General features: G+C 62.5%; 28 protein-coding genes. 9 read left to right on the top strand and 19 right to left on the bottom strand.

The features are described 5' to 3' along the window. Positions 1-69 precede the first annotated feature (69 nt). From NKH04_RS10570 to ku, 3 genes are all read right to left on the bottom strand, one after another. Positions 70-441 carry an avidin/streptavidin family protein gene (locus NKH04_RS10570; protein ID WP_352473062.1) on the bottom strand — a complete coding sequence of 124 codons (372 nt, stop codon included), beginning with the start codon at positions 439-441 and terminating at the stop codon, positions 70-72. 75 nt (positions 442-516) lie between these two features. After that, on the bottom strand, positions 517-1,860 hold the full coding sequence (locus NKH04_RS10565) for a PAS domain-containing HWE histidine kinase family protein (RefSeq protein WP_353044324.1): 1,344 nt from the start codon (positions 1,858-1,860) through the stop codon (positions 517-519). A 150-nt stretch (positions 1,861-2,010) separates the two neighbouring features. Then, complete coding sequence (ku, locus tag NKH04_RS10560) at positions 2,011-2,844, bottom strand: non-homologous end joining protein Ku (protein WP_352539869.1); 834 nt, start codon at positions 2,842-2,844, stop codon at positions 2,011-2,013. Positions 2,845-2,963: 119 nt separating this feature from the next. Here ku and NKH04_RS10555 point away from each other — a divergent pair, with 119 nt between their 5' ends. Next, the gene (locus NKH04_RS10555) at positions 2,964-3,428 is read left to right on the top strand and encodes an NUDIX hydrolase (RefSeq protein ID WP_352501155.1); all 465 of its coding nucleotides are present in this window, start codon (positions 2,964-2,966) and stop codon (positions 3,426-3,428) included. 54 nt (positions 3,429-3,482) lie between these two features. Here NKH04_RS10555 and NKH04_RS10550 read toward each other — a convergent pair whose 3' ends face one another. Next, positions 3,483-4,085 carry an alpha-ketoglutarate-dependent dioxygenase AlkB gene (locus NKH04_RS10550; protein ID WP_353044323.1) on the bottom strand — a complete coding sequence of 201 codons (603 nt, stop codon included), beginning with the start codon at positions 4,083-4,085 and terminating at the stop codon, positions 3,483-3,485. Positions 4,086-4,196: 111 nt separating this feature from the next. Between NKH04_RS10550 and NKH04_RS10545 the strand changes: the two genes are divergently transcribed. Further along, positions 4,197-4,412 carry a KTSC domain-containing protein gene (locus NKH04_RS10545; protein ID WP_352473055.1) on the top strand — a complete coding sequence of 72 codons (216 nt, stop codon included), beginning with the start codon at positions 4,197-4,199 and terminating at the stop codon, positions 4,410-4,412. A 16-nt stretch (positions 4,413-4,428) separates the two neighbouring features. Here the strand turns inward: NKH04_RS10545 and NKH04_RS10540 are convergent, their stop codons facing one another. Next, positions 4,429-5,610 carry an acetate/propionate family kinase gene (locus tag NKH04_RS10540; RefSeq protein WP_353023120.1) on the bottom strand — a complete coding sequence of 394 codons (1,182 nt, stop codon included), beginning with the start codon at positions 5,608-5,610 and terminating at the stop codon, positions 4,429-4,431. Beyond that, a complete protein-coding gene (locus NKH04_RS10535) occupies positions 5,610-8,021 on the bottom strand; it encodes a phosphoketolase family protein (RefSeq protein ID WP_353044322.1) in 2,412 nt (803 codons plus the stop codon). Before NKH04_RS10535 ends, NKH04_RS10540 begins: the two co-directional genes overlap by 1 nt. Before the next feature lie 301 nt (positions 8,022-8,322). Here NKH04_RS10535 and NKH04_RS10530 point away from each other — a divergent pair, with 301 nt between their 5' ends. After that, complete coding sequence (locus NKH04_RS10530; RefSeq protein WP_353044321.1) at positions 8,323-10,323, top strand: protein-L-isoaspartate(D-aspartate) O-methyltransferase; 2,001 nt, start codon at positions 8,323-8,325, stop codon at positions 10,321-10,323. 48 nt (positions 10,324-10,371) lie between these two features. Beyond that, positions 10,372-10,617 (top strand): hypothetical protein, encoded by a 246-nt coding sequence (locus NKH04_RS10525; protein WP_023720508.1) that lies wholly within the window; start codon positions 10,372-10,374, stop codon positions 10,615-10,617. A 117-nt stretch (positions 10,618-10,734) separates the two neighbouring features. Here the strand turns inward: NKH04_RS10525 and NKH04_RS10520 are convergent, their stop codons facing one another. From NKH04_RS10520 to NKH04_RS10505, 4 genes are all read right to left on the bottom strand, one after another. Then, the gene (locus NKH04_RS10520) at positions 10,735-11,226 is read right to left on the bottom strand and encodes a DUF1772 domain-containing protein (protein WP_352473051.1); all 492 of its coding nucleotides are present in this window, start codon (positions 11,224-11,226) and stop codon (positions 10,735-10,737) included. Between the two features lie 102 nt (positions 11,227-11,328). Next, complete coding sequence (locus NKH04_RS10515; protein ID WP_353044320.1) at positions 11,329-12,867, bottom strand: SpoVR family protein; 1,539 nt, start codon at positions 12,865-12,867, stop codon at positions 11,329-11,331. Beyond that, entirely contained in the window at positions 12,867-14,189 is a 1,323-nt protein-coding gene (locus NKH04_RS10510; protein ID WP_352539876.1) for a YeaH/YhbH family protein, read from the bottom strand. Before NKH04_RS10510 ends, NKH04_RS10515 begins: the two co-directional genes overlap by 1 nt. Before the next feature lie 19 nt (positions 14,190-14,208). Continuing rightward, a complete protein-coding gene (locus NKH04_RS10505; RefSeq protein WP_352449545.1) occupies positions 14,209-16,158 on the bottom strand; it encodes a PrkA family serine protein kinase in 1,950 nt (649 codons plus the stop codon). A gap of 269 nt (positions 16,159-16,427) precedes the next feature. Here NKH04_RS10505 and NKH04_RS10500 point away from each other — a divergent pair, with 269 nt between their 5' ends. Then, positions 16,428-16,589, top strand: coding sequence for a hypothetical protein (locus tag NKH04_RS10500; protein WP_292655465.1), 162 nt, complete (start codon positions 16,428-16,430; stop codon positions 16,587-16,589). A gap of 16 nt (positions 16,590-16,605) precedes the next feature. Here the strand turns inward: NKH04_RS10500 and ocd are convergent, their stop codons facing one another. Both ocd and rocF read right to left on the bottom strand, forming a co-directional pair. Beyond that, positions 16,606-17,673 carry an ornithine cyclodeaminase gene (gene ocd / locus NKH04_RS10495; protein WP_352971512.1) on the bottom strand — a complete coding sequence of 356 codons (1,068 nt, stop codon included), beginning with the start codon at positions 17,671-17,673 and terminating at the stop codon, positions 16,606-16,608. Between the two features lie 3 nt (positions 17,674-17,676). Beyond that, complete coding sequence (rocF, locus tag NKH04_RS10490; RefSeq protein ID WP_353044319.1) at positions 17,677-18,597, bottom strand: arginase; 921 nt, start codon at positions 18,595-18,597, stop codon at positions 17,677-17,679. A gap of 129 nt (positions 18,598-18,726) precedes the next feature. Between rocF and NKH04_RS10485 the strand changes: the two genes are divergently transcribed. Further along, entirely contained in the window at positions 18,727-19,164 is a 438-nt protein-coding gene (locus NKH04_RS10485) for an Lrp/AsnC family transcriptional regulator (RefSeq protein ID WP_352449541.1), read from the top strand. 197 nt (positions 19,165-19,361) lie between these two features. After that, positions 19,362-19,685: a hypothetical protein gene (locus NKH04_RS10480; protein WP_352539878.1), complete on the top strand. Its 324-nt coding sequence runs from the start codon at positions 19,362-19,364 to the stop codon at positions 19,683-19,685. A 39-nt stretch (positions 19,686-19,724) separates the two neighbouring features. Here NKH04_RS10480 and NKH04_RS10475 read toward each other — a convergent pair whose 3' ends face one another. From NKH04_RS10475 to NKH04_RS10465, 3 genes are all read right to left on the bottom strand, one after another. After that, a complete protein-coding gene (locus tag NKH04_RS10475; protein ID WP_353044318.1) occupies positions 19,725-19,940 on the bottom strand; it encodes a hypothetical protein in 216 nt (71 codons plus the stop codon). Positions 19,941-19,957: 17 nt separating this feature from the next. Further along, positions 19,958-20,329 (bottom strand): SpoIIAA family protein, encoded by a 372-nt coding sequence (locus NKH04_RS10470; RefSeq protein ID WP_352539879.1) that lies wholly within the window; start codon positions 20,327-20,329, stop codon positions 19,958-19,960. Between the two features lie 99 nt (positions 20,330-20,428). Further along, a complete protein-coding gene (locus NKH04_RS10465; RefSeq protein ID WP_353044317.1) occupies positions 20,429-21,622 on the bottom strand; it encodes a DUF3182 family protein in 1,194 nt (397 codons plus the stop codon). A 393-nt stretch (positions 21,623-22,015) separates the two neighbouring features. On the opposite strand from NKH04_RS10465, the gene NKH04_RS10460 reads away from it, so the two are divergent. Both NKH04_RS10460 and NKH04_RS10455 read left to right on the top strand, forming a co-directional pair. Then, the gene (locus NKH04_RS10460) at positions 22,016-22,483 is read left to right on the top strand and encodes a YbhB/YbcL family Raf kinase inhibitor-like protein (RefSeq protein WP_352615137.1); all 468 of its coding nucleotides are present in this window, start codon (positions 22,016-22,018) and stop codon (positions 22,481-22,483) included. A gap of 46 nt (positions 22,484-22,529) precedes the next feature. Further along, positions 22,530-22,727, top strand: a complete 198-nt coding sequence (locus NKH04_RS10455; RefSeq protein ID WP_352615135.1) for a hypothetical protein — start codon at positions 22,530-22,532, stop codon at positions 22,725-22,727. Between the two features lie 78 nt (positions 22,728-22,805). Here the strand turns inward: NKH04_RS10455 and cyoD are convergent, their stop codons facing one another. The 4 genes from cyoD to cyoA are packed head-to-tail and all read right to left on the bottom strand — an operon-like array spanning position 22,806 to position 26,810. Beyond that, entirely contained in the window at positions 22,806-23,234 is a 429-nt protein-coding gene (cyoD, locus tag NKH04_RS10450; RefSeq protein ID WP_352473039.1) for a cytochrome o ubiquinol oxidase subunit IV, read from the bottom strand. Beyond that, the gene (gene cyoC, locus NKH04_RS10445) at positions 23,231-23,881 is read right to left on the bottom strand and encodes a cytochrome o ubiquinol oxidase subunit III (protein WP_352615133.1); all 651 of its coding nucleotides are present in this window, start codon (positions 23,879-23,881) and stop codon (positions 23,231-23,233) included. Before cyoC ends, cyoD begins: the two co-directional genes overlap by 4 nt. Continuing rightward, positions 23,878-25,884, bottom strand: coding sequence for a cytochrome o ubiquinol oxidase subunit I (cyoB, locus tag NKH04_RS10440; RefSeq protein ID WP_352539883.1), 2,007 nt, complete (start codon positions 25,882-25,884; stop codon positions 23,878-23,880). Before cyoB ends, cyoC begins: the two co-directional genes overlap by 4 nt. A 2-nt stretch (positions 25,885-25,886) precedes the next feature. Then, a complete protein-coding gene (cyoA, locus tag NKH04_RS10435) occupies positions 25,887-26,810 on the bottom strand; it encodes a ubiquinol oxidase subunit II (protein WP_352539884.1) in 924 nt (307 codons plus the stop codon). Between the last annotated feature and the right edge of the window lie 30 nt (positions 26,811-26,840).

The raw sequence follows: 26,840 nt of genomic DNA, 5'->3' as shown, positions 1-26,840 counted from the left end.
ATCGTCGGTGCGAGTTCCTACGCGCCGCGGGACCCTGCTGCCTCACTTGCGAGCGGCGGGCGCGACGCGTCAGGACACGCGTTCAAAACTGTCGAGGCTGGTTCCAAAGGCGCGCCAGGCGGGCAGTTTCCTGGCTCGGGCCGGGGCACCTTCCTTTTCCGCCGACAAAGCGGCATCCGCAACGGTGTGCCACAGCATCTCCAGCTTCCCATCCCTGAGAATGCCGGTATAGCTCACCGCTGCGGCTCCGACCCGCCCTTCGGCCGCGCAAGTGAAGCCGATGACATCTCCATGGCAGGCTCCCAACAGCGGCAACGTCATGCCGAAAAAGGCGCTGTCCTCCAGCGCCGTCCTGAAGGTTCCGTTGATCCGTCCGCCCTCTTCGCTGGTCAGTTCGACCACCGACCCGTACTGGTTTTGCCAGATGCCCAGCCAACTCATCGCTGCTCCTCCTGATTGCCTCCATGGGGATTGTGCTGCCACACGGCCGCCAAGCCGCGGCCGGTGTAGCGGCCTTCAATCAGCCGCGATGCCAGCCATCGACATCTGAACGAAGCGTAGCGGCGCTTCCAGCGTCCAGCTGATGCCGTGCCTGGCGAATTCCAGGCGGCCGGTGCCGCTGAGCGCCTGCGGCGTGACGCGTTTGAGCACAACCGTTCCGAACCCGCGTCGCGTGTTTTCATCCACCAATGGTCCGTCCAGTTCCCGCCAGACAAAGCGGAAGCCGTCGCTGCCATCGGCGGCTGGGGTCACGGTCCATTCGACCTCGACCCGTCCGTCATGGTGCGACAGCGCTCCGTGCTTTACCGAATTGGTGGCCAGCTCGTGAAAGGCAATGCCGAGATATTGCACCGCGTTCGGCTGCAGCATGATCGTCGGCCCGCTCATCGACAGACGGGCCTGTGTCGCGAAGGCCTTGGTCTGTGCATGGATCAATTCGCCGATGGTCGCGCCACGCCATTCCGCATCGACCAGGAGGTCGTGCGATTCCGAAAGGGCCATGATGCGTTCCCGGACCCGTGAAAGGAAGGCCTCTGGCGTACCCGCCAGCTTGCTGGTCTCGCGGATCATCGAGACGATCACCGAATACTGGTTTTTAACGCGATGGTTGACTTCGCGCATGAGTGTGCGGATGCGCCGTTCGCTTTCCTTGTGGGGGCTGATGTCGCGCGCGATCTTGGAGGCGCCGATGATACGCCCAATGCCGTCGCGTATCGGCGAGATGGTGAGCGAAACCGGTACCAGGGTGCCGTCCTTGCGCTGCCGGATAGTCTCGTATGAAGGAATCCGTTCGCCGGCGCGAATGCGGCTGATGATCATGGCTTCCTCATCCAGGTGGTCGGGCGGGATGAGGATCGTCACCGGGCGCCCGATCGCCTCGGCGGGCGTGTAGCCGAACAGGCGTTGTGCCGCGTCGTTCCAACTGGTGATAATGCCGTTCAGGTCTTTCGACACGATCGCGTCCATCGAGGATTCGACGATGGCAGCGAGCCTTATGCCGGCGTCGTCAGCCAGCGCCTGGGTGCGCAGGTCGAGCAGGGTGTTGATAGCGCCGACGACCTCACCGCGCACATTGCGAAGCAGGACCGGGTGCGCGCTGAACGGGATGAACTGGCCGTCCGGCCGCTCGGCGATCGCCCGGCCCCCACGAACGTCCCGCTCCTCCAGCAAGGCAACGGCCATCGGACATTCGTCATGCGCCATCGGTCGCCCATCAAGGTGGCGAAGCTTCCATGAACCGCACCAGCGGTCCTGGCCAAGCATCGGACGATGTCCCCAGAGATCGGCAGCGGCTTCGTTGAAGAAGGTGATGTAGCCCTGTCTGTCGGTGGTGTAGACAGCCACAGGCAACGCCTGCATCAGATCGGCGGAAGAAACTTGCGGGATTCCGCCAGTCCTTAGTTCAACGACGTCCACCAGTCCCCCGCTCCGCTTGGATTGCCGACGGATTGCTACGTCATCTAAATGCGCGCGAGTGTTTTCGGTTCCGTTCGATCTGCTTTCGGACATTCAGGCCGATTTGCGTTTCGCCGCCGCCCTCGGACTTTTGTTCGGAGCCTTGCCGCCCTCCTGCGCCAGGCTCTTGCGCAGAACATCGGCGAGATTGACGACGTTCGTCCTCGGCTCGGGTGCCGGCTTGGGCGGTTTCTTGCCCTTGCGCTTGGCGTCGATCATCGCAACCAGCGCCTGTTCATAAGTGTCTTCGAACTTCGACGGGTCGAATTTGGCCGGCTTCTTGTCGATCAGCAGTTGCGCGATTTCCAGCATCTCGGGATCGACCTTGCGAGCCTTCAGCCCTTCGAACACCGCGTCCGCCGCGACCACTTCATTGTGGTTGCGTAGTTCCGTCATTACCATGCCCTTGCCAAGCGGCTGGATCAGCACCTCTCGGCCACGCTGGTACAGCACGACGCAGGAGCGGGCTGCCACTTTCTTCCTGGCCATGGCGTCCCGGATCACCGCGAAAGCCTCCGTGGAGGGCGCGTCGGCCGGAACCAGATAATAGGGTTTTTCGAGGTAGCGTGCGTCGATTTCGGCGGCGGGCACGAACTCGCCGATCTCGAGCGTATGCTGCGATACCATCTTCAGTTTCTTGATTTCGTCCGGCTCTATATGGATGAACTCGCCCTTTTCGACCTCATAGCCTTTTACCTGCTCCGCCGCCTCGACCGTGTCGCCGGTCTCCTCGTCGATATAAGCGCTCTTGACCGGGAGACCGTCCTTGCGGTTCAGGATCCTGAAATGCACTTTCTCGGCCTCGCTGACGGCGCCGATGATCTTGACGCCACAGGAAACCGATCCGACTTTCATAAAGCCCTTCCAGGCAGCTCGCGGCGTCGCCATGTCGATCACTCATTTGTCGAACGGACGGAACGGCTGCGAGCCGAAATCGTTCCGGCATGGCAGGCTGTTCCATATGCCGGCCCGGACGTTCGTTTCAGTTTCGTCAGGGGAATAGCGGAATGGCCCAACGCAGCGCAGGATTGCTCATCTTTCGCCGAAGGGAAGGACATCTCCAGGTCTTGCTGGTGCATCCGGGCGGACCATTCTGGGCGAAGAAGGACGACGGCGCATGGTCGATCCCGAAGGGCTTGGTCGACGAGAACGAGGACGACCTGGCGGCAGCAAAACGCGAGGCCGAAGAGGAGCTAGGCGTCGCCATCGATGGCGTTTTCGAACACCTTGGCAGCTACAGGCAGCCGGGCGGCAAGCTCGTCATCGCATGGTGCGTCGAGGCGGATTTCGACAGCGACGCCATCAACAGCAACACCTTCGTCATGGAATGGCCGCCAAGGTCCGGCTCGATGAAGGAATTTGCCGAAGTCGACAGAGCGGGCTGGTTCTCCCTGCCTGAAGCCAACCTCAAGATCCTGAAAGGCCAGCGCGCCATGCTGGCGGAGTTTGCCGGTCGGCATGGCGACGGATGAATTTGTTTCAGCCCAGTTCTTAAGGGCAGTGCTCGGGCTTGCTCCCGCTCTGCTTTAAGCGCGTTGCGGCCGCAGCGTGCGCAACGTGATCGAATAGCGGTGCTCGGCAACCGGCGGAATGCTGTGCTCCCATTCGTTGCGCGCAGCACCCGTCATCAGATAGGCCGATCTTGGATCGACGGTGACCGTCTTGCGGTCCCATCGCGTGCCGTTTTTCCGGCGCAGGCGGAAGCTGCAGGCGGCCAGCAGCGAAACGCCGGCGACCGCCTCGAAATGAGGCTTGTCGCGGTGCCAGCCGATACCGGCGCCCGGCCGGTACTCGTTGATCAGCACCTGCACGAAGGTTTCGGCGGGCAAGCGGGCAAAGGCTGCAACCTTTTCCCTGAGCGGCAGCAGAAAGCTGGGTATCGGCGGTGCCTCGACGACTTCGCCCCGGTCGTAATCATAACGCTGCCCAAAACCGACCACCCGTCGGTTTGCCAGATGGCCATAGAAGTCGAAGGGCTGAAAAGGCAGGGTTGCGAGCTGGCTCGGCAACGCTGCCTCCTCGTCCGGCGTGATCAGTTCGGGCTGGTAGCGGAATCCTTCCGGCAGGTCGTCGGCGGCGGCAAAGAGATCGCCCTGGCGGGCTGCAGCCGATGTCTTGAGCGGTGGCATCAGCCGTATTTGGTGAAGCCGGCCCTTAGCGGCAAGGCTACTTCGGCAGGAAGGAACCTCGCTCTCCGTGCAGGGTTATTCACACGACGGCGTGGATTGGACCTGTTGAGAATGCCTTCAACTGCGATCAGAAGCATCGATTACCAGCCGGCGACGAGGGTACTCTCCGTATGGTTCGTCCCGAGCGGAAACCGCTATGATTACGAGGACGTGCCGCCGCAGGTCCACGCGGCATTCCGCAAAGCCTCGTCGAAGGGCCGGTTCTTCAACGCGCATATTCGCGACCGGTACAAATACCATCTGGTCGAGCAGAGCCATTCGAGCTGAGCCGAGGCCATCCGCCTCAGCCGGGCCCCTCCATCACCTTGCGCGTGTGGCGGGCGATGACACCTTCTTCGTCGGTTGCGACGACGCGGACTTCGACCTTGCTGTCCGTCTGGTTCATGAGCGCTTCATGGGATTTGTTGGCGGCCTCGTCGATCGCCACGCCGAGCCAGCCAAGCCTGCCGCAAATCGCTTTGCGGGCCGGGGCCGAGTGCTCGCCGACGCCGCCGGTGAACACCAGGCATTCGAGGCCACCCAGCGTGTTGGCGAGGGCGGCAACTTCCCTGGCGGCGCGGAAGGCGAAAAGCTCCACCGCCTCGCGAGCCCGGCGGTCGTCGCTGGCCTCCAGCGTGCGCATGTCGCCGGAAATGCCGGACACGCCGAGCAGGCCGGATTCCTCATAGAGCATGTCTTGCAGCGCCTGTCCCGAAAGGCCTCTTTCCAGCAGCAGGTACAAAAGCACGCCCGGATCGATGGCGCCGCAGCGTGTGCCCATGACCAGGCCATCAAGCGCCGAAAAGCCCATCGTCGTATCGACGCTTCGCCCGTCGCGCATGGCGCACAGGCTCGCCCCGTTGCCGAGATGGGCGACGATGGTTCTTTTCGCCGCCAGATCGGGCGATATCTGCTTGAGCCGGCCGGCAACATATTCGTACGAAAGCCCGTGAAAGCCGTAGCGGTGGATGCCGTCCGCCTCGTAGCGGCGCGGCAGCGCAAAACGGCTGACCAGAGGCTCGATGGTCCGATGGAAGGCCGTGTCGAAGCATCCGACCTGCGGCAGGTCGGGCCGCAGCGCGGCAAGCGCCCGGATTGGTGCGAGGCTGCGTGGCTGGTGCAATGGCGCAAGCGGGGTCAGCCTATCGAGAGCCTCGATAATTGTCGGCGTCAGGCGGACAGGTTCGACGAACTCGCGTCCGCCATGGACGATGCGATGGCCGGCGGCGATCAACTTCCTTCCGCCAAGTTCGTTCTCGATCCACTGCAGCATCTGGCCGATGCCCATGTCGCGTGATGCGTCCGCGGCAAGTGGCCGATCGCACTGCAGCTCCCCATCGGCGGCTTTCGCGGTCAGCCTTGGCGCATCGCCCAGATCCAGCGAACCGCGCGAGGCAAGATCCGGCTCGGCGGACGCTGCAAGGTCGTAAAGTCCGAACTTGATGCTGGACGAGCCGGTATTCAACGCAAGGATCGATCGTCGCATCAATCGCCGGCCCTCGTCGCGCCGTCCTGTGGCCAGGACCATTTCTGGATCTCGGGCATGTCCTCGCCATGTTCGCGGACATAGGCCGTATGCTCAGCCAATTTCCCATGCAGCGCCGCGGCAAGCTCCTTCGCCCGCTCGGCCAGCCCCGGCACGCGCGCGATCGCAGCGAGTGCCAGATGATAGCGGTCGAGCTGGTTGAGCACGACCATGTCGAACGGCGTCGTCGTCGTGCCTTCCTCGCGAAAGCCGTGCACATGCATGTTGTCGTGATTGGCGCGCCGGTAGGTCAGACGGTGAATGAGATAGGGGTAGCCGTGATAGGCGAAGATGACCGGCTTGGCCCTGGTGAACAGTGCGTCGAATCTGTCGTCGGCAAAGCCATGCGGATGCTCGGAATTCGACTGCAAGATCATCAGGTCGACGACATTGACGACGCGGATCTTCAGGTCCGGAATGCCCGAGCGCAGGATGTCGGCTGCGGCAAGCGTCTCCAGTGTCGGCACGTCGCCGGCGCAAGCCAGGACCACGTCCGGTTCTTCGCCCTTGGCAACCGTCCCGGCCCATTCCCAGATGCCGGCGCCGGCCTGGCAGTGCGCTTCCGCGTCCTCGGCTGACAGCCATTGCGGCGCTGGCTGCTTGCCGGCGACGATGACGTTGATGCGGTTGTAGGTTTTCAGGCAATGGTCGGTGATCCACAGCAGCGTGTTGGCGTCGGGCGGGAAATAGAGCCTGACCGTGTCGGCCTTCTTGTTGGCGACGAAATCGGCAAAGCCCGGGTCCTGATGGCTGAAGCCGTTGTGATCCTGTCGCCAGACATGCGAGGTCAGCAGGTAGTTGAGCGAGGCGATCGGCTTGCGCCAGGCAAGTTCGCCGGAGGTCTTCAGCCATTTGGCGTGCTGGTTGACCATGGAATCGACGATGTGGACGAACGCCTCGTAGCACGAGAACAGGCCGTGGCGGCCGGTCAGCAGATAGCCCTCCAGCCAGCCTTGGCAAAGGTGCTCGCTGAGCACTTCCATGACGCGGCCGTCACGGGAAAGATGGACGTCGTAGGGCTCGATCCGCTCCATCCAGATCCGATCCGTGACCTCGAACACGTCGTCGAGGCGGTTGGAGGACGTCTCGTCGGGTCCCATCAGCCGGAAATTCCTGGCCTCGGCGTTCAAGCGGATCACATCGCGAAGATAGCTCCCCACGGCCCGCGTCGCCTCTCCGACAGCGCCGCCCGGACGCTGTACGTCGAGCGCCAGGCCTCTCCACTCGGGCAGCACCAGGTCCTGTTTCAGCAGGCCGCCATTGGCGTAGGGGATTGCGCCCATTCGTCTTGGTCCTGTGGGCGCCAGCGCCGCGAGCTGCGCCAGGAGATGGCCGCCTTTATCGAACAGTTTTTCCGGCTCGTAACTGCGCATCCAGTCTTCCAGGATCTGGCGGTGCGCCGCATCGCCGCGTGCATTCGACACCGGCACCTGGTGCGAACGCCAGAAATCCTCGACTCGTCTGCCGTCGACCTCTTTCGGCCCGGTCCAGCCCTTTGGGCTGCGCAGCACGATCATCGGCCACAGCGGCCGCTCTCCCTTCCAGCCCGCGGCTCGTGCCGGCTCCTGGATGGAGTGGATCCGGTCGAGCACCGTATCGAGCGTGCGGGCCATCTCGCGATGCATCGCGGCAGGTTCATGACCTTCGACAAAGAAGGTTTCGTAGCCATAGCCGAGGAACAGGCTGCGCAACGCCTCGTCTTCCATGCGGCCGAGGATCGTCGGGCTGGCGATCTTGTAGCCGTTGAGATGCAGGATCGGCAGGACGGCACCATCGGATGCCGGGTTCAGGAACTTGTTGGAATGCCAGGCCGCGGCGAGCGGGCCGGTCTCGGCCTCGCCGTCGCCGACGACGCAGGCAACCACAAGGTTCGGATTGTCGAAGGCGGCGCCGAAGGCATGGACCAGCGCATAGCCGAGTTCTCCGCCTTCGTGGATCGAGCCGGGCGTCTCCGGAGCGGCGTGGCTCGGCACTCCGCCTGGAAACGAGAACTGCCGGAACAGCTTTCGCAGGCCGTCTTCGCCCCTGCCGACCTCGGGATAGATCTCGCTGTAGGTGCCCTCGAGCCAGGTGTTCGCGACCATTGCCGGGCCGCCGTGACCAGGACCGCAGATGAACAGGACATCGAGACCACGTTCGCGGATAATCCGGTTCAGATGCACATAGATGAAATTGAGGCCGGGCGTCGTGCCCCAATGGCCGAGCAGCCGCGGCTTGATGTGCTCGGGCCGCAAGGGCTCGCGCAAGAGCGGATTGTCGAGCAGATAGATCTGGCCAACCGAGATGTAGTTCGCGGCGCGCCAGTAGCGGTCCATCAGATCGATCTGGTCAAGGCCGGTCGTATGCGCAGCGGTGCGGGCCTCGTCGTTCATGGAAATGCCTCCGTAATACACTCGTCCGTCGTTATCTGGAGTGGCGTCGCGTCGGAGAAAGGATTTGCCTCGAAATAAGTTTGGGCGGCGCGGCCGGCGCCCGCTTGTCGATCCTGCAACGCGCCTCGCCAGACAAAAGCGGGTCGGTCTTTTGGGGAACCTCGGGGCTTGCCAACGGTTAGGAAGATGCACCGCATTGCTTGAATCCAAGGGGACCGCCGAGGCCCTGAGATATGAGCCGGCCGAAGTGCCGTTGAGCAGCTTGGGCGATTGCAGCGGAAGCCCTAGGAGGAGCAGAAAGATGCTCGATCTCTCCCATGCCCGCAACCAAATGGTCGATATCCACCTGAGCCGCCGTGGCATTCGCGACCGCAATGTCCTTCTAGCGATGCGCGAGGTCCCGCGCGAGGCTTTCGTCGAGCCTGGCTTCGAAGAATTCGCCTATGAGGACGGGCCGCTGCCGATCGCCGAAGGTCAGACGATATCGCAGCCCTATATCGTTGCATTCATGATCGAAATGGCGGAGATCGGAGCCGGTGACCACGTCCTCGAGGTCGGCACCGGATCAGGCTATGCGGCTGCCGTAATGAGCCGGATCGTCGAACGCGTCTACACGATCGAGCGCCACGCCGCGTTGGCTGAAACGGCAAGGCAGCGGTTCAAGAAGCTTGGCTACGACAATATCGAAGTCCGCACCGGCGACGGCACCAAGGGCTGGCCCGAGGCGGCACCGTTCGATGCGATCCTGGTTGCGGCCGCCGGACCCGGCGCGCCGCTCGCCCTGCAGGAACAGCTCGACGTCGCTGGCCGGCTTGTCATCCCGGTCGGCGATGAATTCGACTCGCAGCGCCTGCTCAAGGTCACCCGTACCGGCGCCGCAACCTACACCGAAGAGGATTTCGGCGGCGTGCGGTTTGTTCCGCTGATCGGCGAGCAAGGCTGGGGCGAGCCAGGCAGCGACAGCCAGATAGCGGCCGATCTTCCGCACCGACATCAGCGCAGAAGCAGCCTGCCGCGGATGATAGCGGCCGCCGCCGAGCCGCTTCCGGATTTCGACGATCCGGCCTTCGGTGCGCTGTTCGACCGGTTTGCCGACCGCCGCGTCGTCTTGCTCGGCGAAGCCAGCCACGGCACGTCGGAGTTCTACCGCGCGCGCGCCGCGATCACTCGCAGGCTGATCGGGAAGCATGGCTTCACCATCGTCGCGGTCGAGGCCGACTGGCCCGATGCCGCGGCGATCGACCGTTACGTCCGCCATCGGCCGCCGCGGCCGGGCGCCGCGCCGCCGTTCCAGCGCTTTCCCACCTGGATGTGGCGCAACACCGACGTCGCGGCGTTCGTCGACTGGATGCGAGTGCGTAATGAGCGGATCAGCAAATCCTCCCGGCGGGCCGGATTCTATGGCCTGGACATCTACAATATGGGCGGATCGATTGCGGCGGTCCTGCAATATCTCGACCGGGTCGATCCGCAGGCGGCGAGGATCGCGCGCGAACGCTATGGCTGCCTGACGCCTTGGCAGAACGACCCGGCCACCTATGGCCGTGTCGCACTCACTTCCGGTTACCAGAAATGCGAGAAGGCCGTGCTCGAGCAATGCCGGGAACTGCTTTCCAGAGAGCTCGACTATGCGCAGCAGGACGGTATCGATTTCCTCGACGCCACCCAGAACGCCCGCCTGGTCGCCTCCGCCGAGCGTTATTACCGCACCATGTATTATGGCGGCGCGCAATCCTGGAACCTGCGCGACACCCACATGTTCGAAACGCTGGAGCACCTGCTGCAGGCCCGCGGCCCGAATGCCAAGGCGGTGGTGTGGGCACATAATTCCCATATCGGCGATGCCCGCTATACCGAAATGGGGATCGTCAGGGACGAACTGAATATCGGCCAGCTCTGCCGCCAGCGTTTTGGCGACGAGGTTGCCTTGATCGGGCTCAGTACGCATTCCGGGACGGTGGCCGCCGCCACCGACTGGGACGGCGACATGGAAGTGAAACCGGTTCGGCCTTCCCACAACGACAGCTATGAGCGGCTTTGCCACGACAGCGGCGTCTCGCCTTTCCTGCTCGATTTCGAGCGCGACGACACGCTGCGCGAACGGCTTCTGGAGCGCCGGCTGGAACGCTTTATCGGCGTCATCTACCGGCCCGAAACCGAGCTCCACAGCCATTATGCGGACGCCTCGCTCGCCCGCCAGTTCGATGCTTTCGTCTGGTTCGATGAAACCAGTGCCGTGACGCCGCTTGGGCCGGAACATGCGGGGACAGGCCTTCCCGAGACCTATCCTTTCGGGCTGTAGCGAATTTGGACCCTGGGAAAGCGGAAAATCAAAAGAAGGAGGTCACCGATGGCCGGAAAAAAGACTCATGAGCAGCAATTGCGCATCATCGAAGAGCGCGAGAACACGAAAAACGCCGGGAAGGATTTCGACGCGGAAGCGGATTTGAAAAAGACCAGGCAAGAGCGCGAGGCGTTCCGGCGCGGTGCCGAGCTCAGATCGGACCCGAAGGATATTGCCGATCCCGACGATCGCAACATCATCCGCGGCGAGCACCAGGAAAGCGCCCACAACAAGCATCGCGCCGACCGCTGAACGGCCGGATCGCTTGACGTTAAGACAATACGGCGCCGGGTCCGTTCCCTGATCTGACGGATGCAGCGTTCGTGGCCGCAAAATTGGCGGACGAGGGCGCCGTCTCGATCCCTGGCGCTATTCGACAAAAAATGTCGCGGCGACAGCAATTGAGACGAGGCTCAGCATCGCCAGGCCTGCCCTGGCGACATGCGAAGCCTCCCAGACGTTGCGCAAATCTCTCCAGTCGCCAGTCTGCTTTCGAGAGAACATTGAAAAGAACGTCGCGGCGGATTTCGGCAGGGCAGTGTCTTGCACCCAGAAATTATTGACGGGGTGCGTGACCAACCAATAGGTCGCGTGCTCCGCCAGCAGGAAGACAAGCGCCGCCAAGGTCCACCAGAATCGGGCGCTTGGATAGGGCGTCAGGTAAAGCAGGACGGCGAGTGCAATGATGCCGCCGATCTCGGCGAACCCGCCGATCGTGAAGCCGGGATAGTAGATCGCCTGCACTGATCTGTAGGTGGCCTCCTTGAGGCGCAACTTGCCGGGCAATTCTAGAGCGTGCGCGAGCGAGAGCGCCATCGACACGGCGACCAACAGAAGCGTGGCGATCGTCAATGCGCGCATGTTCCTGCTCCCGACCATGCCCTCGTGGTGCGCGCGTAGATAGGGTGGTTGGTGATCCGGTAAAGGCAACGACACCCGACTTCGCCGGCAAGTCCGGTTCGGTCATTCCCCGATCTGGCTGGTCGACCGTTCGTGGACTGTGGCGCCGGTCTGCGCGTCGACCGCGACCATGCTGACCTCGTAGCCCCAGAGCTTGCGGATATGGCGCAGTGTGGCGTCGCGGCTGCCGCCTTCCAGCACTATGCCGTCCTTGACCTTATGCTGCAGGCGCAGATGCCGGTCGCCGAGCAGGTCCACGTCCACCACCTGGATGTCCGGCCGGCTGGCGCCGATATCGTAGCTGTGGGCGAGTGCGGCGCGGATGCTCTCGTAGCCGCGCTCATTGTGTATCGAGGCGACTTCGTAGTGCGGATCGTTGGCCGCATCGGCAAGCACAAAGAACCGCCATTTCCGGATCAGGGTAGGGCTCAGATACTGGCGGATGAAGGACTCGTCGCGATGGTTGGCCCAGGCGTCCAGCAGGGTCTGGCGCCAGTCGCCATTGCCGGCGATATCGGGAAACCAGTCGCGGTCCTCGGCGGTCGGCGCGGTCGAGATGCGCTGGATGTCCTGCATCATGTCGAGGCCCAGCGCGTAAGGGTTGATACCGGAAAAGCGCGGATCGTCGAAGCCCGGCTGGAAGATCACGTTCGAATGGTTGCGCAGGATCTCCAGCATGGCACCTTCGCCGATCAGGCCGCGGTCGAACAAAAGGTTCATCAGCGTGTAATGCACGAAGGTGGCGCAGCCCTCGTTCATCACCTGCGTTTGGCGCTGCGGATAGAAATACTGCGCGATAACGCGGACAATCCGGATAACCTCACGCTGCCACGGTTCCAGGATCAGGCTGTTCTTCTCCAGGAAATAAAGCAGGTTTTCCTCGGGCAGCTTGAGCGATTTCTTGCGCTCCGCCATGATGTCCGTCTCGCGGGGCTTGGCGCCGTCCTTCGAAGGCGGCAGCGTGCGCCATAGGTCATTGTAGGAACGCTCCTCGTATTCCAGGCGCTCGCGAACGCCCTCGCGCTGCTTTTCCGACGACAGCTTCGGCGGCCGGTGATATCTGAACACGCCCTGTTCCATCAGCGCATGTGCGGCATCGAGGATCTCTTCCACCGCATCGACGCCATGCCGCTCCTCACAGCGGGCAATGTAACCCTTGGCAAAGTCCAGATAGCTGAGGATGGCGCTGGCGTCCGTCCACTGCTGGAACAGATAATTGTTCTTGAAGAAATGGTTATGGCCGAGTGCCGCGTGCGCCGTCACCAGGGCCTGCAAGGCCATGGTGTTTTCTTCCATCAGATAGACGATGCAGGGATTGGAATTGATGACGAGTTCATAGGCGAGCCCCCGTCCGCCTTTGCGATAGAGCAATTCCTGGTAGAGGTAGTGCTTGCCGAACGACCAGTGCCGGTACATCAGCGGCATGCCGACCGAGGAATAGGCGTCGAGCATCTGTTCGGACGAGATTATCTCCATCTGTACCGGATAGACGTCGAGGAGGAGCTCTTCGGTGGCGATCGCCTCGATGGTCTCGTAGGCGCGCGACAGCGTCCTGAAATCCCAGTCGGAACCGGAAAACAACAACCCGGATCTGCTCGCCATCAGCCCCCTCTTTCACCGCTCTTTTGATAACCCGGCTGTCTGGCGAAGAGCTGGCGGAAAACCGGGTAGATGTCGGCCGCCGTGGCGATGCGGCTCATCTGGAAGTTCGACCACCTCAGCTTGACCGCACTGTAGGCACGCCACAGCGACGTGCCGTTGTCGGTGGCGCCGAAGATGTGGCTCTCGCGCTCGTCGAGGATCTCGACGTAGGCAAAATACTGGCAAAGCCGCATGATCTGTTCGTCGAGCAGGGTGATGCAGCGCTCCGAATCGGTGACGAAATTGTCGCCGTCCGAGGCCTGGGCGACATAGATGTTCCATTCGCGGCTGGGATAGCGCTGCTCGACGATGCGGTGCATCTCCTCGAGCGCCGTGGAAACCACCGTGCCGCCGCTCTGGGTGTTGTAGAAAAAGGTCTCCTCGTCCACCTCCTGCGCCTCGTGCGTGTGGCGGATGAAGACCACCTCGGTCCGGTCGTAGCGCCGTTTCAGGAACAGGTGCAGCAGCACGAAGAAGCGCTTGGCCAGATCCTTCTCGCGTTCGCCCATCGAGCCGGACACGTCCATCAGGCAGAACATCACCGCATTGGCATTCGGCACCGGCTGGGCGTCGAAGCGGTTGAAGCGGATGTCGACCGGGTCGACATAGGCGATTCGCTTGCGGCGGCGCTCCAGTCGCTCAAGCTCTTCCTGCAGCGCCACGATGCGCTGGCGCATCTCGGCGTTCTGCGGCTTCGCCTCCAGCGACGTGATCTCCTGCGCGATTGCGTCGAGTTCCTCCTGCTTGGGGCGCCGGAGTGCTATGCGGCGGCCATGGCTGTTGCGCATCGTGCGCCCGACATTGATGTTGGTCGGCGAGCCGGTCGCGGCGAAGCCGGCCCGGCGCGGCTTGAAAGCGAGGATCTCCTTGAGGTTGAGCTTGACCATGTCCGGCAGTTCGAGGTCTTCGAAAAAGAGGTCGAGAACCTCTTCGCGCGACAGCACGAAACGGAAATCGTCCTCCGATTCGGTTCTTCCCGGGGCTGATCCCATGCCGCCGCCCTGGCCGGGCTTGGGCAGCCGGTCGCCTGGGGTGAAATGCTTGTTGCCGGGCAGGACGTGCTGGCGGCTGCCGCTGTTCCTGGCATCGTTGAAGCTCGGCTCGCCGGTACCCCGCGCCGGCATCGAAACGGCATGCTCGGCGTCCACGTCGGCGATCTTGCCGGCGCGGATCTGATCGCGGATGGTGCGCTTCAACTCTTCGCGCGCCCGCCGCAGGAAACGCTGCCGATTGCCGAGGCTTTTGTCCTTCGGGTTCAGTCGGCGATCAATGAAGATCGGCATATGTTACCCCGGGCTGGCTTCAACCCGCCTTGTTCACCCGCATGTACCAGTCCACCAGCCGGCGGACCTGGCGCTCGGTGTAGCCGCGCTGGATCATCCGCTGCACGAATTCGGTATGCCGCTTCTCCGTCACGCTGTCCTGCTTGGAGCCGAAGCTGATCACTGGCAGCAGGTCCTCGACCTGCCCGAACATCCGCTTCTCGATGACTTCGCGCAGCTTCTCATAGCTTGTCCATGACGGGTTGCGGCCATGGTTTCTGGCCCGCGCGCGCAGCGTGAACTTCACCACTTCGTTGCGGAAGTCCTTGGGATTGGCGATGCCGGCCGGCTTTTCGACCTGCGACAATTCGTTGTCCAAGACCTCGCGATTGAGGATCTGGCCGGTATCGGTATCCTTGTAGTCCTGATCCTCGATCCAGGCATCGGCGTAGGCGATATAGCGGTCGAACAGGTTCTGGCCGTATTCGCTGTAGGATTCCAGATAGGCCTTCTGGATCTCGTGGCCGATGAACTCGGCATAACGGGTGGCCAGCTCCGACTTTATGAAATCGAGATAGTCCGCCTCGGTCTCCTTCGGGAACTGCTCGCGCTTGATCGCCTCTTCAAGGATGTACATCAGATGCACCGGATCGGCCGCCACCTCTTCGGTGTCGTAATTGAAGGTCTGCGACAGGATCTTGAAGGCGAAGCGGGTGCTGACGCCGGTCATGCCTTCGTCGACGCCGGCGGCGTTTCGGTATTCCTGGACCGACTTCGCCTTGGGATCGGTTTCCTTGAGGTTCTCGCCGTCATAGACGCGCATCTTGGTGTAGAGCGGCGAATTGTCGTGTTCGGCCAGGCGGGTCGAGACGGTGAACCGGCTGAGGATATCGAGCACTTCCGGAGCGCAGGGGCTGTTAGCCAATTCGCTTTCGCGCAACAGCTTCTCGTAGATCTGCCGCTCTTCGGTGACGCGCAGGCAATACGGCACCTTGACCACCAGGATGCGGTCGAGGAACGCCTCGTTGTTCTTGTTGTTCTTGAACTGCAGCCATTCCGATTCGTTGGAATGGGCAACGATGATGCCCTGATAGGGGAAAGCGCCGAAATTCTCGGTGCCGTTGTAGCTGCCTTCCTGAGTGGCGGTCAGCAGCGGATGCAGCACCTTGATCGGCGCCTTGAACATCTCGACGAATTCGAGCAGCCCTTGCGTCGTCCGGTTCAGCCCGCCGCTATAGGAGTAGGCGTCCGGATCGGACTGGCTGAAGTTTTCCAGCTGCCTGATGTCGACCTTGCCGACCAGGGCCGAAACGTCCTGGTTGTTCTCGTCGCCCGGCTCGGTCTTGGCAATGCCGATCTGGCGCAGCCTGGACGGCATCAGCTTGACGACGCTGAATTTGGAGATGTCGCCGGACAATTCGTCGAGGCGCTTGGCCGCCCAGGGCGAGATCAGGCCGTTCAGCCGCCGTCGGGCGATGCCGTATTTGTCCTCCAAAAGGTCGCCCATGCGGTCGGGGTCGAACAGCCCGAGCGGCGATTCGAAGACCGGGCTGACCTGGCCGCCGACCTTCAGCGTATAGATCGGACGCTGCTCCATCAGCCTTTTCAGCTGCTCCGCAAGCGAGGACTTGCCGCCGCCGACCGGGCCAAGCAGATAGAGGATCTGCTTGCGTTCCTCGAGCCCTTGCGAGGCATAGCGGAAATAACCGGCGATACGCTCGATCGTATCCTCCATGCCGTAAAAGTCGGCGAAGGTTGGATAGATCTTGATCGTCCGGTTCGAAAAAATACGGCCGAGCCGCTCGTCCTTGCTGGTATCGACAAAGGTCGGCTCGCCGATCGCCTCGACCATCCGTTCGGGTGCCGAGGCGTACATCGACTTGTCCTCGCGGCAGGCAAGCAGATATTGCTGGAGGCTTATCTCCTCCTGAGCCGCATTCTTGTAAACCTCGGAAAACAGATCGAAGACGTCGGATTGATTCTCACGCATGGTATTCCTAGCCCCGGAGCCGGTGTGGCTGCACGTTTGTCTCTTGAACAACCAAATGTCAGAAAGCCCTTGTGGTTCCCTTCACTTCGCAGAAGTGCATGTGATAGAAGGATAAGAGTCTAGATAAGGACATCCTGAGTGCAGACAAGGCGTGCAACGTCCTGACCGAGGCATAAAATCCTGAATTGCACCGCGCCCCGCTGACGACTCCCAACAAGACGGAGGAACGGTTCGGGTCCTTCCCGGTTGTGAGGGAAAGGAGACGGTCGATGTCTGGGAATAGTTTGTGGTTGCTCGTTGTTGCAGGCGGTCCACTGCTGCTGGCAATCCTGATCGCCTACGCCCTGCTCACGCAGCGCCGTCGCGGCCCGGCGGAGCGCAGGGAAAGCGAGCGCGCCACCGAGCGCCTGTATCAGGAAAAGAAGGACTGACCGACAGGATCGCAGCTCAGCTGCCGGCGGCCGCCAGCCCGGTCGCTTTTTCGGCGCGCAGCAGCATGCCAAACAGGTCACGCGGCTCATCGGGATCGGCCAGAAGGTCTAGTTCCTCGTAAAGGCCGGTCCGCTGAAGCTGATCGCGAACGTAACGCAACGCGGAAAAATCCTCGATCGCAAAGCCGACGGAATCAAACAATGTGATCTGTCGGGCGTCCGTCCGGCCTGCTGCCTTTCCTGTCATCACCTGCCACAATTCGGTGACCGGATGATCCGCATCGAGCTGCTGGCTCTCGCCTTCGATGCGCGTCTGCGGCGGGTATTCGACGAAAATATCCGAGCGCAGCAGAATGTCGCGATGCAGCTCGGTCTTGCCCGGGCAATCGCCGCCTACTGCATTGATGTGCACGCCGGATCCCACCATGTTGTCGGTCAGGATTGTTGCCGACCGCTTGTCGGCGGTAACCGTGGTGATGATCTCTGCACCCTCAACGGCCTCCTGCGCCGACGCGCAGAGCTTGATGTCGAAGCCCAGGCCGGCAAGGTTCTTCATGCATTTGGTCGAGGCCGCCGGGTCGATATCGTAGAGACGCAGCCTGTCGACGCCAAGCAGCGCCTTGAAGGCAATGGCCTGGAATTCCGATTGCGCGCCATTGCCGATGATCGCCATGCAACTGGCGGCCTCTGGAGCGAGGTATTTCGCCGCGACGGCCGAGCTTGCGGCGGTTCTGAGCGCCGTCAGGATGGTCATTTCCGAAAGCAGCATCGGATAGCCGTTGCCGACATCGGCAAGCACGCCGAAAGCGGTCACGGTCTGGCGGCCGTCACGCGTGTTCTTCGGATGCCCGTTGACGTATTTGAAGCCGTAAAGCTGCCCGTCGCTGGTCGGCATCAGCTCGATGACGCCGTCAATGCTGTGCGAGGCGACGCGCGGCGTCTTGTCGAACAGCTCCCAGCGCCTGAAATCCTCTTCGATATAGGCGGCAAGCTCGACCAGAAAGCGCTCGATGCCGATGGCAAGCACCAGCTTCATCATGCGGTCGACGCTGACGAACGGGACGATGTTCAAATTGACGGTCATGGCTCAGAACCCCCTCGTCGGGCGGTCCATGATCCGCCGGCCCATCAGGCTTGCGGTCAGGTCAACCAAAAGCGTGGCGGTGCGGCCGCGCTCGTCAAGAAATGGGTTGAGCTCGACCAGGTCGAGACTGGTGACGAGGCCGCTGTCATGTAGCATTTCCATCGCCAGATGCGCCTCGCGGAAGGTGGCGCCGCCGGGAACGGTGGTGCCCACCGCCGGGGCGATCGACGGGTCGAGAAAATCGACGTCGAGGCTGACATGGAGCATGCCATTGGCGGCGCTCACCCGTTCGAGAAAGGCGCGAAGCAGTTGCGCTATGCCGTGCTCGTCGATCGAACGCATGTCGTGGACCGTCACGCCGGCTCTGCGCAATGCATCCCGTTCCGCCAGGTCCACGCTGCGGATCCCCAGCGCGCATATGCAAGCCGGCTCCACCTGTGCTGTAAGGCGGGGGAAATAGCCCTCGAAGCCGGGCTGCCCGCTGGCATAGGCCAGCGGCACGCCATGCAGATTGCCGCTGGTCGTCGTGTCGAGCGTATGAAAATCGGGGTGGGCGTCGAGCCACAGCACGAAGAGCGGCCGACCGGCATTCGCCGCGCGGCGGGCTATGCCGGCGAGCGTGCCGGCCGAAATGCTGTGGTCGCCGCCGAGAAAGATCGGCATCGCATCGGCGCTTGCGGCATAGGCAGTTTCGCTGATCGCTGCCGTCCAGGCGGCGATTTCCGGCAGCGCCTTCACCGCCGCGTTGCCGTGTACGACAGGGCGCATATCGGCAGGGACAATCGTTCCGAGGTCGGTCAGCGTATGGCCAAGCTCGGTCAGCGCGCCGGCCAGACCTGCCGTGCGAAGCGCGCTCGGCCCCATCTCGCAGCCCATGCGGCCTGAGCCGGCCTGGATCGGCGCCCCAACGATCGTGCAATGCATTTGTCATACCCCGCCAATTACGATGGCTTTATTGAAGCCGGCATCGCTGGCAGAATGAACATGTCAAATTGGCAAATTTGTCGAAGTGCCTTACCATAGCGGCAGCATCTACTTCCGTTGTGAGCAAACATGGACCGTCTCGATGAGCAGATCATCACCTCTTTGCGGCACGACGCCCGGCGCAGCATTTCCGACCTTGCCGTTAGCCTGGGTGTCTCCCGGGCAACGGTAAGGTCCCGGATCGAGCGACTTGAAAGAGACGGCGTCATCGTCGGCTACACCGTCATTCTACGCGCCGACGCGGTCGATCAGCGGGTGCGTGGCATCATGATGATCGAGATCGAGGGCCATGCCGCCGATCGCGTCATCCGGGCGCTGGGCGGCTTCTCCGAGGTCTCGACCATCCACACCACCAATGGCCGGTGGGACCTGGTGATAGAACTCGGAACCCAGACGCTGAGCGAGTTCGATGCGGTGCTGAGACGTATCCGGCTGATTCCCGGAATTACCGGCAGCGAAACAAGCCTGCTCCTGGCAACGCCGCGCACCACCAAGGCGCGGCTGTGATCTTCGCCCTTGACCTCCAGCGGCAATGAAATCCCAAGCCAGGGAACCTTCAATTGCCGCCGCGGTTAGAGCAATTCCAGGAAAAGTGTGAAACGGTTTTCCGTTCGGAATTGCGTCAAAACAAGAGTGATCGGTTCAGCGTTTCCCCCGATGAACCGTTCTAGGCTCGGACAGCCCTTCTTCGAGGGAGAACAATCATGGCTCACGCCCAGCAGGAACTGGTCGAATTCGTTATCAGCAAAGCGTTCAATCCGGTCATGCGGGCCAAACCAGACGGAAAATCCGATGCCGAACGCAAGACGCTCGAGCACGTCCAGCAAGCCACGAAGACCGAGATCGAGCGCTATCGCCATTACGGCTCGGCCGAGGAGGTCGCGACCAATTTCAAGCGCGACCTGAGCTCAGATGCCGCCAAAAAGTTGCACGCCCAGCTGCGGCGCCTGCATCTGCCGACGATCGAGGATATTCGCGACGAATTTGAGGACAAAGCCCGCAAGCTTGGGGTCAAGGCCTCGTCGTAGATCCGCGACCGGTCCTCGGTGACGTCCGTCAGGCTGTCATCACAAACCGTCCTTGGTCGGAGGCCACCCTGACCGAACCGTCTCGGGGATGTTGTCCGACGTCAGATCGCCCCGATTGAGCTTTTCAATCGCTTCATCGGCTTCGCTTTCGTCGAGACCGGAAAGCGGCAACCCGCCGACCACGACGGCTTCGTCGCTCTCGCTGTCATAGACCTCCCAGAGGCCTTCCGGATCCTGTCGTTTGTCGAACGCCATGGCACTCCCCAACACCGCTATTGTACGCCTGCCACCCATTTCAGGGCCTGGGCTTTTTCGTCCTCCGGGAACACCCGCGCCTCGATTTGCGGAAACAGCGCGTCCGTCATTTCCGTGGCTGCCTTGATCCACTGCTTGTTGGAAATCACGGCGGCACGTTTGAAGCGGTGGACCTCGCCAAGTTTGCTCAGCCCATACTGCAGGTCGCGCCGCAAGGCGCCAGCCGTCATGTCCTCGAAATCGGCAAGATCGGTCAGGACGCCGATGTCCTTGTGGTCGCTCAGTTTCGCTTCGATCGCCGGGATGACTTTGTCGTAGTCGTCCGCCGTCACGGTGCCGGTGACACGAAAGGCGGCGACATTCTGGGGAGCGGCAATCATCTCGATCATTTTTTCCTCCGGTCTCTGACTGGCTGCCTGCCCGAAACAAACTCGGGCCATTGGCGGATGTTCCCTGCCGGAGGCGTGCTTGGCTTCAACCTGACATGGTTAGAACGACGATCGGCCGGCTTCCCCGACCGGCCCTCGGATCGCCTGGGTGACGACGGTGTAACGCGTGATTTGGCCCTCCTCGGGGTCCTCCCCGTCGAAGTGGATTTCTGCATTCAGCGGCAGCCGCGCGATGTTGCCGAACTGCTTGACGGCGGAGACATGCACAATCTGCACGTCGGGGTCACGCGTCATGGCGTCCATTGCTGCCAGCTCGGCGCTGCTGCTGCCGCCGATCCGCCAGCTGGCTTCCAGCACACCCGATCGCCAAATGCCCGAGGAATCGACACCTTGGCCGATGTCGTAGTTGCGCCGTGAGGCGAAAAATCCGGGATAGCCATCCATCGCCGCGTCGTAGGTCCTCGCCTGCGCCACAGCCAAACTTAGCGCCGGAGAAAGCTGCAGCCTGTCGAGCGCCTCCCATCCGCCGCGCACGACGACCAGATCGGATCCGCCGTAAACGGGCTGTCCGGCATTGTCGGCCGTCATCCGCTGCACGCCGTAATAGGCGACCGATGTTCCGTCGATCGCCGTTCTGCCAATGCTCAGCGTGACGATGTCGCGAAGCTCCGTTTCGAGAACAAGGCCGTATTCCCTCAGGTCGGAGGATGGATATCGATCCAGTAGTCTTTCGATATCGGCGACGGTCGCGGCGGTGTGCTGGTCGCGGCCCCGCGAAGCGCGCGGTGGCTTGAACCGGACCAGCCCCACCTGCAGCAGACGTTCCGCTGCGCGCAGCGCGTCATCGCGTGAAAATGCGGTATAGCCGGGCAGTACGGCTGCGCCGACGGCTCTGCCGAAGCCGGCTGGCCATTCTTTTGGCCGTGCCGCCGACCCGTCCACCAGCTCGTGGGTTATGGCCTTGGTGGTTGCGAGGCGCCAGGGCACCACACCGCCGAAGAGGTCGTCGGGCCCGTTGATGCCCAGTTGGACCGCATCGGCAGCAAGCAGGCTGTCGTCCGGCACGAAATACAGTCGGCGACCGTCACCGCCGCCGTCACGCAGGCCCTCGCGGAAGGAAAATCCCTTCAACGCCGCAATCGTGCGCGCGACGGCAGCGACGGTTTCCCGTTCGTGGGCATAGATGGTCTCGCCGCCCGGCGCGGAGAATGCGACCACAACACCTTTCGCCCCGCTTGGTTGCTTGCCGCTTAGCCCGGTCATGTCGCGCCCTTCGTCCATTGCCGAGCCCATTGCCGTTTCCGCGGCGATGCGTCCGAACCGAAAAACCCGCTTCCTCGGCGAATGTTCCGGCCAACGGCCGGCAATCCGGTTTGACTGCAGGGCAATCGCATTTGGTTTCTTACGAAGATGGACCCCCACCCTAACCCTCCCCACAAGGGGGAGGGAACGCTGCCGCCCGCCCTTACTTCCCCTTTTGGCGCCGAAAGGCAGGCAATTTGCCGAGGTCAGCGCCAACGAAAGTCTCCCTCCCCCTTGTGGGGAGGGGCTAGGGGTGGGGGTACGTCGTAGAGCGAAAGCCTCGGCTTTCCATCTGCGATAGCCCTGGGTTTGACCGGGGCGGCGACCGGAACTCGGCGGCTCGTAGCTGTTTATGAGGGAATCTCAGACAGGGAGATGGAGACCATGGCTTTCACTCTCAAAAGCTCTGCCTTTGCCGATGGCGAAAAAATACCGCCGCGCTATTCCCGCGACGGCGGCAACGTCTCGCCGCCATTGGAGTGGACGGACGCGCCGCAACGAACCAAAAGCTTCGTCCTGGCCGTCGAGGACCCCGACGCCCCTTCAGGCATGTTCCGTCATTGGGCGGTCTACGACATCGACGCACAGCGCAACTTTCTTCCCGAAGGCACGACCGCCGGCGCCAAGACCGAGAGCCTCGGACACGGCGTCAACGATTTCGGCAATCCTCATTATGACGGCCCCCAGCCGCCGCCTGGGCATGGGCTCCACCATTACCATTTCCGGCTTCTTGCACTCGACGCCGAGACGCTTCATCTCGGCGAGAAGGCTGCCGTCGAAGACGTGCTGAAACAGGCCGAGCCGCACGTCGTGGGAGAGGCCGAGCTCGTCGGCACGTTCGAACGGGCTTGAGGACGCCACGCCACCCCGTCGCCTGGTTCGGCGCAAACGGAGAAGCATGATGGACAACAAATCAAACCCTGTCGACCAACCCATATCCGGCAAGAAAGCCAGCGGCAGCGACAAGGCCGAGGCACCGAAGGAAGCAGGCGATCAGGCACGGAAAGCCCAGGAGTGGGGCGGCGGCTCAAAGGCCTCGAAAGGCGCGATATCGCCGCAGGATCGCAAAAATCAAAACTCCAGCCAGCGCAGCTGATACCGGTCCGTCATCCGGCAACGCGTCTGAAGCGGCGGGCAAGGCCGGGCTGGAGGCACTGCGCTGCGCCTCAAATCGCTAGCGGTTCATGTTCATGATCGCATTCATCGGCATCAAATTGTGGTCGAGATTGGCCATGATCCAGATCGAGCCGCCGATCACCAGAACTACGATCAGCACGCCGAAGGCAAGCGCCAGGGCGTTGTTGGTGTTGTCCGGTCCCGTCGTGATGTGCAGGAAGAAGACGAGATGCACGCCCATCTGGGCGATCGCCAGCACGACCAGCGCCACCGGAATGCCGGGTGCCCATATCAGGTTGGTTCCGGGCAACCAGAACGAGGCGATGGTCAGCAGCGTTGCCAGCCCGAGGCCGATCACATAGCCGCGTAGCCCGGATCCGACCTCGGTGTCGCCGAGGTATTCGTCACCCGGCGCCGTATCGATGTCGTAGCGCTCCAGGCCATCGGTGTCGCGCCGTTGCGCGTGGCGATCGTCCGCATTGCTCATCGACTTGCTCCCAGGAGATAGACCACCGTGAACAGGGCGACCCAGATGATGTCGAGGGCGTGCCAGAACAGGCTGAAGCACATGAAACGCCGAAGAATATCGTCGCGGAATCCCTTGGCGAAGATCTGCGCCATCATCGTGAGCAGCCACAGCAGCCCCGCCGTCACGTGAAGGCCATGGCATCCCACCAGCGTGAAGAATGCCGACAGGAAAGCGCTGCGCGTCGGTCCGGCACCGCTGGCAACCATATGCGCGAACTCGCGCAACTCGAGCAGGATGAAGCTGGCGCCGAGCACGAAGGTGACAGTCATCGCGACATAGAACCAGGAGCTTCGCCGCGCTGTCACGGCAAGGCTGGCGAGACCGCAGGTAAAGCTCGACAACAGCAAAGCGGCCGTCTCGATCGCGACGTTGCGCAGGTCGAACAGCTCGGCCCCGCTCGGCCCGCCCGCCGTCTTGCCCGCCAGCACGGCATAGGCCGCGAAGAAGGCCGAGAACATCACGATGTCGCTCAGAAGGAAGATCCAGAAGCCGTAGCCCACGACGATCCGGATCGGTGCCGGGCCGCCGTCGCCGTGGCCGGGTGCATGGCCGTGCCCGCCATGGAGGCGGTAGGGGTCACGCTCTCGAACGTCGATCGCGGTCATGGCCTTGGCCCCGTGTAAGTGGCCAGCGCCTCGCGGCGCGCACTTCGGTTGGCGCGGTCGATCCGGGCGACTTCGGCGGCAGGAATGACGTATTCGGGGATGTCGCGCCACGCGAATACGACGAAGGTGGCCAAAGCACCGAGCGCGCCGAGCGCCACCATCCACCAGATGTGCCAGATGAGAGCAAAGCCCATCACGGTCGCAAAGAAGGCGCAGATGAACCCGGTGGGACTGTTGCGGGGCATCTCGATCGGCTCGTAGTCAGGCTCGTCGCGCAGCCGGTTTTGCTCGCGTGCCCGCTGCTTGATGCTCCAGTAGGGCTCTTCGCCCTCGACATGCGGAAGCGCGGCGAAGTTGAATACCGGCGGCGGCGAGGGCGTGGCCCATTCCAGCGAGCGGCCGTCCCAGGGATCTCCGGTGGCGTCGCGAAGCGCCGCGCGCTGCCGGATGCTGACGACGAGCTGTACGATCTGCGCGACCACGCCGGCGGTGGTGATCAACATGCCGACGCCGGCAACCAGCACCCACGGATGCCATGCCGGCACGTCGAAATGCTGCATGCGGCGGGTCATGCCGAGCAGGCCGACAGCGTAGAGCGGTACGAAGGTGGCGTAGAATCCAATCAGCGTCAGCCAGAAGGCCAGCTTGCCCCAGCCCTCGTGCAGCCGGAAGCCGAATGCCTTGGGAAACCAGTAGGTATATCCCGCGAAGGCGCCGAACAGCACGCCGCCGATGATGACGTTGTGGAAATGCGCCACCAGGAACAGGCTGTTGTGGAGCAGGAAATCGGCCGGTGGCACCGCCAGCAACACACCCGTCATGCCGCCGATGACGAATGTCACCATAAAGCCCAGCGACCACAGCATTGGCGTCGCGAAGCGGATGCGGCCGCCATACATGGTGAACATCCAGTTATAGATCTTCACGCCAGTACCGACAGCGATGATGCTGGTGGCGATGCCGAACGCGGCGTTGACGTCGGCGCCGGCGCCCATCGTGAAGAAGTGGTGCAGCCACACCATGAAGGAGACGATGCAGATGAAGAGCGTCGCGGCCACCATCGAGCGGTAGCCGAACAGCGGCTTGCTGGAGAAGGTGGAGATGACCTCCGAGAAGATGCCGAACGCCGGCAGGACGAGGATGTAGACCTCGGGATGGCCCCAGGCCCAGATCAGGTTCACGAACATCAGCATGTTGCCGCCAGCTTCATTGGTGAAGAAATGAAAGCCGAAATAGCGGTCGAGCGTCAGCATCGCGAGCGTGGCGGTGAGGATCGGGAAGGCGGCGACGATGAGCAGGCTGGCGGCAAGTGAGGTCCAGCAGAACATCGACATCCTGAGGTAACTCATGCCGGGCGACCGCATCTTCAGGATCGTGGTGACGAAATTGATCCCGGTGAGCAGCGTTCCGACGCCCGCTATCTGCACGGCCCACAGATAATAGTCGACGCCGACGCCCGGCGAATAGGCGGTCTCGCTGAGCGGCGGATAGGGCAGCCATCCGGTACGCGCGAATTCACCGATCACAAGCGAGATGTTGACCAGCAGCGCACCGGTGGCGGTGAGCCAGAAGCTCACCGAGTTGAGCGTCGGAAAGGCAACGTCTCGGACGCCGAGCTGCAGCGGCACGACCAGGTTCATCAGGCCGATGACGAACGGCATCGCCCCGAAAAAGATCATGATGGTGCCGTGGGCGGAAAAGACCTGGTTGAAGTGGTCGGGCGGCAGATAGCCGGGCGCTTGGAAGGCGAGGGCCTGCTGCGACCGCATCATGACGGCGTCGCTGAAGCCGCGCAGCAGCATCAGCAGCGCCAGCAGCGTGTACATGACGCCAATCCGCTTGTGATCGACGCTGGTGATCCATTCGCGCCAGAGATAGGGGAAATGGCCGGCCAGGAAGACCCAGGCCAGCACGCCGAGGATTGCCAGGGCGACGACCGCCGAGGCGATCATCGGCAGAGGCTGATCGAACGGAATGACGTCCCAGTTCAATTTTCCGAGCATTGTCAGCCTCCTGCCTTGGGCGATACGCTCGGCCCGGGGCGACCGGCCTGGGGGCCGGGCGCGGGTGGAACGCCCTGCGTCGCGATTTCGTGGAAAAGGTCCGGCTCGACCGAGCGATAGGTCGAAGGCGGCACGTCGATGCTCTGTCTGGCCAGTTCCTGGTAGCTGGCCTTGTCGAGTGCCTGTCCCTGGCTTCGCGCCGAATTGACGAACGCCTCGAAGGCATCGGCCGCGACGGCATGCAGCACGAATTGCATGCCTGGAAAACCGTCACCGCTGAAATGGGCCGACCGCCCATAGAATTCGCCCGGCTGATCCGCCTGCAGGTGAAGCTGCGTCGTCATGCCGTTCATCGTGTAGATCATGCCGCCGAGCTGAGGCACGAAGAACGCATTCATGACGCTTGCCGAGGTAAGCGAGAAATGCACCGGCCTGCCCGCCGGCACCACAAGCTGGTTGATGCTCGCGACATTCTGCTCGGGGTAGATGAACAGCCATTTCCAGTCGAGCGAGACGACCTGCACCTCAAACGGCCTTTGCTGGGAATCCAACGGCTTCATTGGGTCGAGGTCATGCGATCCGATCCAGATGATGCCGCTCAGAAACAGGATGACGAGGATGGGGATCGACCAGACTACCAGTTCGATGCGTCCGGAATAGGCCCATTCCGGCAGGTACCGCGCTCTTGTGTTGGTTTCCCGGAACCACCAGGCAAAGCCGAGCGTCGCCACGATCGTCGGGATGACGATGGCCAGCATGATAGCGACCGAATTGAGCAGGATCGTCCGCTGCGCCGCCCCCACCGGCCCTTGCGGATCGAGCACGCCGCCCTGGCAGCCGGCAAGCAGCGCGGCAACAAGCATCGTCGCGCCGACGCGGCCAACACGGATGGCGGCACAATTTCGAACGATCGCCCTCAGCAACATGACATCTCGCCGTTTCCTGAAAACCGATGG

Source organism: Mesorhizobium sp. M1365, assembly GCF_040317865.1.
In the GTDB taxonomy this organism is placed as follows: domain Bacteria; phylum Pseudomonadota; class Alphaproteobacteria; order Rhizobiales; family Rhizobiaceae; genus Mesorhizobium.
This window is presented reverse-complemented; position numbering and strand designations above follow the sequence as displayed.

Bases quoted from the DNA above. Each gene is read 5' to 3' on its own strand.
- NKH04_RS10570 (WP_352473062.1), bottom strand. From the start codon at position 441: ATGAGTTGGCTGGGCATCTGGCAAAACCAGTACGGGTCGGTGGTCGAA.
- NKH04_RS10565 (WP_353044324.1), bottom strand. From the start codon at position 1,860: ATGCAGGCGTTGCCTGTGGCTGTCTACACCACCGACAGACAGGGCTAC.
- ku (WP_352539869.1), bottom strand. From the start codon at position 2,844: ATGGCGACGCCGCGAGCTGCCTGGAAGGGCTTTATGAAAGTCGGATCG.
- NKH04_RS10555 (WP_352501155.1), top strand. From the start codon at position 2,964: ATGGCCCAACGCAGCGCAGGATTGCTCATCTTTCGCCGAAGGGAAGGA.
- NKH04_RS10550 (WP_353044323.1), bottom strand. From the start codon at position 4,085: ATGCCACCGCTCAAGACATCGGCTGCAGCCCGCCAGGGCGATCTCTTT.
- NKH04_RS10545 (WP_352473055.1), top strand. From the start codon at position 4,197: ATGCCTTCAACTGCGATCAGAAGCATCGATTACCAGCCGGCGACGAGG.
- NKH04_RS10540 (WP_353023120.1), bottom strand. From the start codon at position 5,610: ATGCGACGATCGATCCTTGCGTTGAATACCGGCTCGTCCAGCATCAAG.
- NKH04_RS10535 (WP_353044322.1), bottom strand. From the start codon at position 8,021: ATGAACGACGAGGCCCGCACCGCTGCGCATACGACCGGCCTTGACCAG.
- NKH04_RS10530 (WP_353044321.1), top strand. From the start codon at position 8,323: ATGCTCGATCTCTCCCATGCCCGCAACCAAATGGTCGATATCCACCTG.
- NKH04_RS10525 (WP_023720508.1), top strand. From the start codon at position 10,372: ATGGCCGGAAAAAAGACTCATGAGCAGCAATTGCGCATCATCGAAGAG.
- NKH04_RS10520 (WP_352473051.1), bottom strand. From the start codon at position 11,226: ATGCGCGCATTGACGATCGCCACGCTTCTGTTGGTCGCCGTGTCGATG.
- NKH04_RS10515 (WP_353044320.1), bottom strand. From the start codon at position 12,867: ATGGCGAGCAGATCCGGGTTGTTGTTTTCCGGTTCCGACTGGGATTTC.
- NKH04_RS10510 (WP_352539876.1), bottom strand. From the start codon at position 14,189: ATGCCGATCTTCATTGATCGCCGACTGAACCCGAAGGACAAAAGCCTC.
- NKH04_RS10505 (WP_352449545.1), bottom strand. From the start codon at position 16,158: ATGCGTGAGAATCAATCCGACGTCTTCGATCTGTTTTCCGAGGTTTAC.
- NKH04_RS10500 (WP_292655465.1), top strand. From the start codon at position 16,428: ATGTCTGGGAATAGTTTGTGGTTGCTCGTTGTTGCAGGCGGTCCACTG.
- ocd (WP_352971512.1), bottom strand. From the start codon at position 17,673: ATGACCGTCAATTTGAACATCGTCCCGTTCGTCAGCGTCGACCGCATG.
- rocF (WP_353044319.1), bottom strand. From the start codon at position 18,597: ATGCATTGCACGATCGTTGGGGCGCCGATCCAGGCCGGCTCAGGCCGC.
- NKH04_RS10485 (WP_352449541.1), top strand. From the start codon at position 18,727: ATGGACCGTCTCGATGAGCAGATCATCACCTCTTTGCGGCACGACGCC.
- NKH04_RS10480 (WP_352539878.1), top strand. From the start codon at position 19,362: ATGGCTCACGCCCAGCAGGAACTGGTCGAATTCGTTATCAGCAAAGCG.
- NKH04_RS10475 (WP_353044318.1), bottom strand. From the start codon at position 19,940: ATGGCGTTCGACAAACGACAGGATCCGGAAGGCCTCTGGGAGGTCTAT.
- NKH04_RS10470 (WP_352539879.1), bottom strand. From the start codon at position 20,329: ATGATCGAGATGATTGCCGCTCCCCAGAATGTCGCCGCCTTTCGTGTC.
- NKH04_RS10465 (WP_353044317.1), bottom strand. From the start codon at position 21,622: ATGGGCTCGGCAATGGACGAAGGGCGCGACATGACCGGGCTAAGCGGC.
- NKH04_RS10460 (WP_352615137.1), top strand. From the start codon at position 22,016: ATGGCTTTCACTCTCAAAAGCTCTGCCTTTGCCGATGGCGAAAAAATA.
- NKH04_RS10455 (WP_352615135.1), top strand. From the start codon at position 22,530: ATGATGGACAACAAATCAAACCCTGTCGACCAACCCATATCCGGCAAG.
- cyoD (WP_352473039.1), bottom strand. From the start codon at position 23,234: ATGAGCAATGCGGACGATCGCCACGCGCAACGGCGCGACACCGATGGC.
- cyoC (WP_352615133.1), bottom strand. From the start codon at position 23,881: ATGACCGCGATCGACGTTCGAGAGCGTGACCCCTACCGCCTCCATGGC.
- cyoB (WP_352539883.1), bottom strand. From the start codon at position 25,884: ATGCTCGGAAAATTGAACTGGGACGTCATTCCGTTCGATCAGCCTCTG.
- cyoA (WP_352539884.1), bottom strand. From the start codon at position 26,810: ATGTTGCTGAGGGCGATCGTTCGAAATTGTGCCGCCATCCGTGTTGGC.